The organism is Natronohydrobacter thiooxidans, from assembly GCF_001884735.1.
GTDB classification, from domain to species: domain Bacteria; phylum Pseudomonadota; class Alphaproteobacteria; order Rhodobacterales; family Rhodobacteraceae; genus Roseinatronobacter; species Roseinatronobacter thiooxidans_A.
The window spans coordinates 100,868-107,730 of sequence record NZ_MJAP01000018.1; the positions used below are offsets into that span (position 1 = coordinate 100,868).

At 64.1% G+C, this 6,863-nt stretch carries 10 protein-coding genes, 1 tRNA gene and 1 pseudogene; all 12 read left to right on the forward strand.

What is annotated here, in order from left to right; all coding sequences use genetic code 11:
• Positions 1-134 precede the first annotated feature (134 nt).
• The gene (locus BG457_RS11540) at positions 135-482 is read left to right on the forward strand and encodes an ArsR/SmtB family transcription factor (protein WP_071797319.1); all 348 of its coding nucleotides are present in this window, start codon (positions 135-137) and stop codon (positions 480-482) included.
• Positions 483-567: 85 nt separating this feature from the next.
• Positions 568-1,614, forward strand: coding sequence for a YeeE/YedE family protein (locus BG457_RS11545; RefSeq protein ID WP_071797301.1), 1,047 nt, complete (start codon positions 568-570; stop codon positions 1,612-1,614).
• 71 nt (positions 1,615-1,685) lie between these two features.
• Positions 1,686-2,171: pseudogene (locus tag BG457_RS11550) on the forward strand (UPF0262 family protein); the annotation flags it as partial.
• Complete coding sequence (locus BG457_RS11555) at positions 2,172-2,630, forward strand: arsenate-mycothiol transferase ArsC (protein WP_071797303.1); 459 nt, start codon at positions 2,172-2,174, stop codon at positions 2,628-2,630.
• 3 nt (positions 2,631-2,633) lie between these two features.
• A complete protein-coding gene (locus tag BG457_RS11560; RefSeq protein ID WP_071797304.1) occupies positions 2,634-3,032 on the forward strand; it encodes a ketosteroid isomerase-related protein in 399 nt (132 codons plus the stop codon).
• On the forward strand, positions 3,029-3,616 hold the full coding sequence (locus BG457_RS11565) for a GNAT family N-acetyltransferase (RefSeq protein ID WP_071797305.1): 588 nt from the start codon (positions 3,029-3,031) through the stop codon (positions 3,614-3,616). The genes BG457_RS11560 and BG457_RS11565 overlap by 4 nt, the downstream gene beginning before the upstream one ends.
• Positions 3,613-4,503: a carbon-nitrogen hydrolase family protein gene (locus BG457_RS11570; RefSeq protein ID WP_071797306.1), complete on the forward strand. Its 891-nt coding sequence runs from the start codon at positions 3,613-3,615 to the stop codon at positions 4,501-4,503. The genes BG457_RS11565 and BG457_RS11570 overlap by 4 nt, the downstream gene beginning before the upstream one ends.
• A 79-nt stretch (positions 4,504-4,582) precedes the next feature.
• Positions 4,583-4,801, forward strand: a complete 219-nt coding sequence (infA, locus tag BG457_RS11575) for a translation initiation factor IF-1 (RefSeq protein ID WP_071470354.1) — start codon at positions 4,583-4,585, stop codon at positions 4,799-4,801.
• A gap of 4 nt (positions 4,802-4,805) precedes the next feature.
• A complete protein-coding gene (locus tag BG457_RS11580; protein ID WP_071797307.1) occupies positions 4,806-5,375 on the forward strand; it encodes a Maf family protein in 570 nt (189 codons plus the stop codon).
• Positions 5,372-6,406: a ribonuclease E/G gene (locus BG457_RS11585; RefSeq protein WP_071797320.1), complete on the forward strand. Its 1,035-nt coding sequence runs from the start codon at positions 5,372-5,374 to the stop codon at positions 6,404-6,406. Before BG457_RS11580 ends, BG457_RS11585 begins: the two co-directional genes overlap by 4 nt.
• Positions 6,403-6,576 carry a DNA gyrase inhibitor YacG gene (locus BG457_RS11590; RefSeq protein WP_071797308.1) on the forward strand — a complete coding sequence of 58 codons (174 nt, stop codon included), beginning with the start codon at positions 6,403-6,405 and terminating at the stop codon, positions 6,574-6,576. The genes BG457_RS11585 and BG457_RS11590 overlap by 4 nt, the downstream gene beginning before the upstream one ends.
• A gap of 107 nt (positions 6,577-6,683) precedes the next feature.
• Positions 6,684-6,758, forward strand: a tRNA-Phe gene (locus tag BG457_RS11595).
• The last annotated feature ends 105 nt before the right edge of the window (positions 6,759-6,863 follow it).

The following is a 6,863-nucleotide window of genomic DNA, read 5'->3' on the forward strand; positions in this document are numbered from 1 at the left end:
GAAGCGTGTAAAAGCCCTAAATATTCATGTAATTGAAAATGACCCTGACGCCTCTTGCCCCGCTTGCGGGCCGGATTTACAGGACGGGCCGCATGACACTTGAGCAGAACTTCACGGACGCACAGAATATTATCATGGCACAGCTTGACCGAGCCGAGACAGGAAACTGCGAGAATCTGGAACCCGTGGATATGCTCGCGCAGGCGCAGGCAGCTTCGGCTTTTCTGAAGGCCATGGCGCATGAGGGGCGGTTGATGATCCTGTGCCACCTCTCCTCTGGCGAGAAATCGGTCACGGAACTGGAGCAATTGCTGCAATCGCGGCAGGCGGCGGTCAGCCAGCAACTGGCGCGGCTGCGGCTTGAAGGGATCGTGTCCTGCCGCCGTGACGGCAAGACCATGTTCTACGCGCTGCAAGACCCCAAGGCCGCGCGGCTGATCGCGCTGGTCTATGACATGTTCTGCGCCGGTGCCAAATCCTGATTTTCCGTGACCCGATGGCAGGGCGCGGCTATAGTCGGCCCGAAGTCAGGCCAGCATATGGCCAGCTTGACGCGGGAGGCAGTCAATGTGGGAAATCTCCGCCCCGGTTCTGGCGGGCAGTGCCGGGCTGATCATCGGGCTTGTCCTGGGCTATGCCGCGCGCATGGGCGATTTCTGCACCCTCAATGCGATTGAAAGCGCCGCCTATGGGGGCGATCAGCGCCGTGCGCGGCTCTGGGGGGTCGTGCTGGGCGTGGCGATCATCGCGCTGTTTACGGCCGAGGCGCTTGGCCTCGCGCTGATCACGCAGAGCCCCTATCACATGATTGCCTTCAACCCGATGGCCGCGATTTTCGGGGGGCTGGTCTTTGGCTATGGCATGGCGCTGGCCGGGAATTGCGGTTTCGGAGCGCTGGTGCGGCTGGGGGGCGGTGATCTGCGCTCTTTCCTGATCGTGATGATCATGGCGGTGGCGGGGTTCATCACGCTGGCGGGCCCGCTATCGCCCTTGCGCGTGGCGTTGTTTCCGCAGATCGACGCCGAGACGCCGCAGGGATTCGCCCATGCGTTCAGCGCGATGACCGGGCTTGCGCCGCTGGTACTGGCACTGCCGCTGGGGCTGGGGCTGATCGCGCTGGGGCTGGCGCATCCGCATCTGCGCGCTTCACCGCGCACCGTGGCCTGGGGCGTGGTCGTGGGGCTGGCGATTGCGGGCGCGTTTATCGCGACCTCGATCCTGCATCTGGGCACGCTGGCGGCGATCCCGGTTGAAGGCTTCACCTTCACCGCGCCGCTCGGGCGGACGATCCTTTATCTGATGACCTCCAGCGCGGGGGGGCTGAATTTCGCCGTGGGCTCGGTCGTGGGAGTGGTGCTGGGCGCGGCGATTGCGGCCTTCTGGCGCCGACGCTTCCGCTGGGAAGCCTGCGAAGACCCGCGCGAACTGGGGCGGCAGGTCACAGGCGCCTGTCTGATGGGCGTGGGCGGTGTGGTCGCGGTCGGCTGTTCGGTCGGGCAAGGGGCGTCAGCCATGGCGACGCTGGCCTATTCCGCGCCGCTGGTTTTTGTCAGCATCATTGCGGGCGCGATGGTCGGCTTGCGCCAGTTGCTGCGCGGCTTCCAGTCAGTATGATCCTTGCGACCGGCTGGCCTTGCGCCGGACGGCCAGACAGGGCATCACAGTGGCGTGAAAAGAGTAAATCGAGAGCCATGACCCGAATCTGCCAGATCGAGATCGATGACAGCGGTCTGCCCGCGCCGACGCCGGAAATTGAACAGGAACGCAAGGTCGCTGTGTTTGACCTGCTCGAAGACAATGCCTTCGCGCTGGTTGCCCGCGAAGGACAAATCGCCCCTACCGGCCCTTTCGCGATGCGCCTCGCGATCCGCGAGCGGCGGTTGTGCATTGCGGTCGCGGATGAGCTGGGCAACGGGCTGACCGAGCTGATCCTGTCGCTGGGGCCGTTCCGGCAGGTGGTGAAGGATTACTACCAGATCTGCGGCAGCTATTTCGAGGCCGTCAAGCGTCTGCCCCCCAGCCAGATCGAGGCCATCGATATGGCCCGGCGCGGCATCCACAATGAAGGCGCGCGCATCCTGCAGGAGCGGCTGGAGGGCAAGGCCGAGATGGATATCGACACGGCACGCCGCCTGTTCACCCTGATCTGCGTTCTGCATTTCGGGGGCTGAATGGCGGATCGCTTTCCTTCGTCGGTGCTGTTTTGCTGTGACCACAATTCCGTGCGCTCACCGATTGCCGAAGGATTGATGAAAAAGCTCTATGGCCAGCGCGCCTATGTGCAATCCGCCGGTGTCCGGAATGACCGCGAAATTGACGGATTCTCGATCGCGGTCAGCGCCGAGGACGGGGTAGAACTCGACCGCCACCGGTCGCGCTCTTTCGAGGAGATGGTGGAATGGGGCGATGATCTGACAGGGTTCGATCTGATCATCGCCTTGTCGCCCGCGAGCCAAAGACAGGCGCTTGAGCTCACGCGCTTTGCCCATATCGACGTAGAGTACTGGCCGATCATGGACCCGTCAGGTCTGGGCGAGACGCGCGAGGCAAAGCTGGTCGCCTATCGCCAGACCCGCGACCAGATCAAGGAACATCTGCTGGCGCGCTTCGGCCCGCCGGGAAAGGAATGAGAGATGAGCAAAGAGACGATCCAACGCTATTTCGACGCGTTCAATGCAGGTGACACGGATACGATGCTGGCTCTGGTCAGCGATGATGTGCAGCATTTCGTCAATCAGGGCGAGGTACGGCAGGGGCGCGCGGCCTTTGCCGAATTCTGCAGCCATATGGGGGTCAGCTATCGCGAGAAACTGCGCGACATGGTGATTTTCGCGAGCGAGGACGGCACGCGCGCGGCGGCGGAATTCGTGGTGCATGGGGAATATCTGCAGACCGATCCCGGCCTGCCGGAAGCGCATGGGCAGCGCTATGTCCTGCCTGCGGGGTCATTCTTCACGCTGGAAGCAGGCAGGATCAGCCGCATCACCACCTATTACAACCTGCAGGACTGGATTGCTCAGGTCTCGGCATGAGTTTGCGTTTCGAGATACTGACCGGGGCCGCGATCGGGCGGGTCGTCGAGGGGCTGGCCGCGCTGCGCATCAGGGTGTTTCGCGACTGGCCCTATCTCTATGATGGCGATCTGGAGTATGAGCGGCGCTATCTGCAGGGCTATGCGGGTAATCCGCGCGCGATTGTGGTCGCGGCATGGGCAGAGGACCGGCTGGTGGGGGCCTCCACCGGTTTGCCGCTGCTGGATGCGGATGCGGAATTTGCGGCGGCTTTTGCGGAGAGCCCGCAGGATCCGGCGCAGATCTTCTATTGCGCCGAATCGGTGCTGCTGCCCGAATGTCGGGGCCAGGGGGCGGGGCACCGGTTTTTCGATGCGCGCGAAGAGCATGCGCGCGCCTTGGGCTACGCAAACTGCGCCTTTTGCAGCGTGGTCCGCGCGCCCGACCACCCTGCCCGCCCCGCCAGCTATCGCCCGCTCGACGGGTTCTGGCGCAAGCGTGGCTATGCGCCCCTGCCCGGCGTCACGGCGCGCTTCCATTGGCGCGATCTGGGTGATGCGCATGAGAGTGACAAGACCCTGCAATTCTGGATGCGTGCGCTATGAAAATCGCAGCCGCTGCCTATCCGCTGGATTTCCTGCCCGACTGGGACGCTTATGCGGCCAAGATCACGGGCTGGGTGACGCAGGCCGCAGATCAGGGTGCCGATCTGCTGGTCTTTCCCGAATATGGCGCGATGGAGCTTGCCAGCCTTGGCGGTGCAGCGGTGGCGGCGGATCTGGAAGCCGCCTTGCACGAGGTGATACGCCATGCACGCGCGGTCGAGGCGCTGCATTGTGAGCTTGCGGCGCGGTTTGACGTGCATATCCTTGGGGCCTCTGGTCCCGCGATGGTCGAATATGCCCCCCGCCCGGTCAATCGCGCGGTGCTCTATGGCCCTGCTGGCGTGATCGGGCATCAGGACAAGCAGATCATGACCCGTTTCGAGCGCGAGGACTGGGATTTCGCCCCCGGTCAGGGGTTGCAGCTGTTCGACACCGCCCTGGGCCGTCTGGGCATCGTGATCTGCTATGACAGCGAGTTTCCCCTGCTGGCCCGCGCGCTGGTCGAGGCCGGTGCGGAAATCCTGCTTGCCCCCTCCTGCACCGAAACGCTGGCAGGCTATACCCGCGTCAAGGTTGGGGCGATGGCGCGTGCGCTGGAAAACCAATGCGTCTGCGTCCATGCGCCGACCGTGGGCGCGGCGGAATGGTGCCCTGCGGTGGATATGAATACCGGCGCCGCGGCGATCTATGGCCCGCCGGATCTGGGCTTTCCCGAGGATGGGGTGATCGCGCAAACCGCGCTCAATGCGCCGGGCTGGGCAATTGCCGATCTGCGCCTTGAAACCATCGCCCGTGTCCGGCGCGAGGGCGCGGTGCTGAACCATGCGCATTGGGGCGAACAGGAAATGCGCCTCGCCCTGCCGGTGCGTCAGGTCAAACCCGCATAATTCGCTTGAAAACCGGCGCGATTAGGCCCATTTAACGCGCGCGCGTGCCTATCCTGCGCGCCCTCACGATGGAGTAACCATGGCCAAGGAAGAACTGCTCGAATTTCCCGGTGTCGTCAAGGAACTCCTGCCAAATGCGACATTTCGGGTCGAGCTGGAAAACGGCCATGAAATCAACGCACATATGGCGGGAAAGATGCGCAAGAACCGCATCCGGGTTCTTGTCGGCGACAAGGTGCAGGTCGAAATGACCCCCTATGATCTGACCAAGGGGCGGATCAATTACCGATTCAAATAAGCCGATGCGGCTGATCCTCGGCTCTGGCAGCCCGCGCCGGAAAGAGATTCTGGCGTCGCTGGGCATTGTGCCCGATGCGATTGTCGCCGCCGATGTGGATGAAACCCCACTCGCGCGTGAATTGCCCCGGCCCTATTGCGAGCGGGTGACGCGCGCGAAGCTGGAGGCGATTGCCGCTGGCCCCGAAGATGTGGTGCTGACCGCCGATACCACGGTGGCGCTGGGGCGGCGTATTCTGGGCAAGCCCGAGGATGCGGGACAGGCGGCGGAATTTCTGCTGAAACTGGCGGGCCGCAGGCATACGGTGATTACCGCTGTCGCCGTGCGCCGGGGTGCGCGGGTCTGGATGCGCACATCGGTCAGTTCTGTCAAGATGAAGCGGCTGTCGGATGACGAGCTGAACCTCTATCTTGCCTCTGGCGAATGGCAGGGCAAGGCGGGGGGCTATGCGATTCAGGGGCGCGGCGGGGCGTTCATTCCCTGGATCGAAGGATCTTATACCGGCATCATGGGTCTGCCCGCGATGGAAACCGCGCATCTGTTGCGCGCAGCCGGGATCGGGGGGGCGTGGTGAAGGGATCTGTGATCGCACTGGATCAGTTTCGCGGGCGTGAAGCGGCGGCCCTGATGGTCGATGGCCAGTTGGAAGAGCTGCTGATCGCGGAATCCGAGGCGCTGCCGCCCGAGACGATCTGCCGGGGCAAGCTGGGGCGCCCGGTCAAGGGCATGGGCGGGGCCTTTGTGGACCTGCCCGGCGGCGAAAGCGGATTTCTGCGCCAGACCAAGGGTTTGCGGCCCGGCGCTAATGTATTGGTTCAGGTTGGCGGAAGCTCGGAACCCGGCAAGGCGCTGCCACTCTCGACGCGCCTGTTGTTCAAGAGCCGCTATGCGATCGTGACCCCCGATGCGCCGGGGCTGAATATCTCGCGCAGCATCGAGGATGAGGATATCCGCGCCGATCTGGCAGCGCTTGCGCAAGCCGGAATGCAGGGGGCCGCGCCCGGTCTGGGGCTGATCCTGCGTTCGGCCTGTGAGACCGCTTCGGATGAGGTCATCGCAGAGGATATCGCGCGGATGCGCGCACTCACTGAGGCCGTGCTGGCGGATATGGACGGCAAGCCCGAAGTGCTGGTCGACGCGCCCGCCCCGCATCTGGCGGCATGGCGCGACTGGCCTGCCCCCGACACGCTGGATGACAGCGCGGGAAGTTTCGCGCGCCATGGCGTGCGCGAGGCGATTGATGCGCTGCTGGTGCCCGAGGTGCCGCTGACGGGGGGCGGGCATATGGTGATCGAGCCCACCCGCGCACTGATCGCGGTGGATGTAAACACTGGCGCGGATACCAGCCCGGCCGCCGGGCTGAAGGCCAATATCGCCGCCATGCGCGCCCTGCCCCGTCAGCTGCGTCTGCGCGGGCTTGGCGGGCAGGTGCTGATCGATGTGGCCCCCTATGCGAAGAAGGAGCGCCATATTCTGGAACAGGCGATGAAAGCGGCTTTCCGGCGCGAGGGGCGGGACATTGTGCTGGCGGGCTGGACGCCCCTGGGCAATTTCGAGCTGACCCGCAAACGCGACCGCAAACCGCTGACGCAGGTGCTGGCATGAGCTGCCCGATCTGCCGCAAGCCAGTGGTGGCGCAGTACCGGCCCTTCTGCTCGAAGCGCTGCGCCGATGTGGATCTGGCGCGCTGGTTTCGCGAGGATTACACCATCCCTGCGCCGCTGACGGGGCTGGAGGACGACGCGGATGCGGCCGCTGACAGTGGCAAGGATTGATCGGCAAAGATTTTTGCCGAACCCCTCTGGACAGCGCCGGAGCCCTGCCATATGAGACGCTTACCCGACGCGAAATGACCCGCGTCTGCATCGCAAGATGCACCCGTGCCCGGGTAGCTCAGGGGTAGAGCAGTGGATTGAAAATCCTCGTGTCGGTGGTTCGATTCCGCCCCCGGGCACCACTTTTCAGACTTTGGTAGCGCCAGCGCGATGCGACGCGGAATGCTGTCTGTGGGAGGCTCCCGGATGCGCTGCCCGGATGCTTTGCTAGAGCGTGTCGCTGCTGA

Bases quoted from the DNA above. Each gene is read 5' to 3' on its own strand.
- BG457_RS11540 (WP_071797319.1), top strand. From the start codon at position 135: ATGGCACAGCTTGACCGAGCCGAGACAGGAAACTGCGAGAATCTGGAA.
- BG457_RS11545 (WP_071797301.1), top strand. From the start codon at position 568: ATGTGGGAAATCTCCGCCCCGGTTCTGGCGGGCAGTGCCGGGCTGATC.
- BG457_RS11555 (WP_071797303.1), top strand. From the start codon at position 2,172: ATGGCGGATCGCTTTCCTTCGTCGGTGCTGTTTTGCTGTGACCACAAT.
- BG457_RS11560 (WP_071797304.1), top strand. From the start codon at position 2,634: ATGAGCAAAGAGACGATCCAACGCTATTTCGACGCGTTCAATGCAGGT.
- BG457_RS11565 (WP_071797305.1), top strand. From the start codon at position 3,029: ATGAGTTTGCGTTTCGAGATACTGACCGGGGCCGCGATCGGGCGGGTC.
- BG457_RS11570 (WP_071797306.1), top strand. From the start codon at position 3,613: ATGAAAATCGCAGCCGCTGCCTATCCGCTGGATTTCCTGCCCGACTGG.
- infA (WP_071470354.1), top strand. From the start codon at position 4,583: ATGGCCAAGGAAGAACTGCTCGAATTTCCCGGTGTCGTCAAGGAACTC.
- BG457_RS11580 (WP_071797307.1), top strand. From the start codon at position 4,806: ATGCGGCTGATCCTCGGCTCTGGCAGCCCGCGCCGGAAAGAGATTCTG.
- BG457_RS11590 (WP_071797308.1), top strand. From the start codon at position 6,403: ATGAGCTGCCCGATCTGCCGCAAGCCAGTGGTGGCGCAGTACCGGCCC.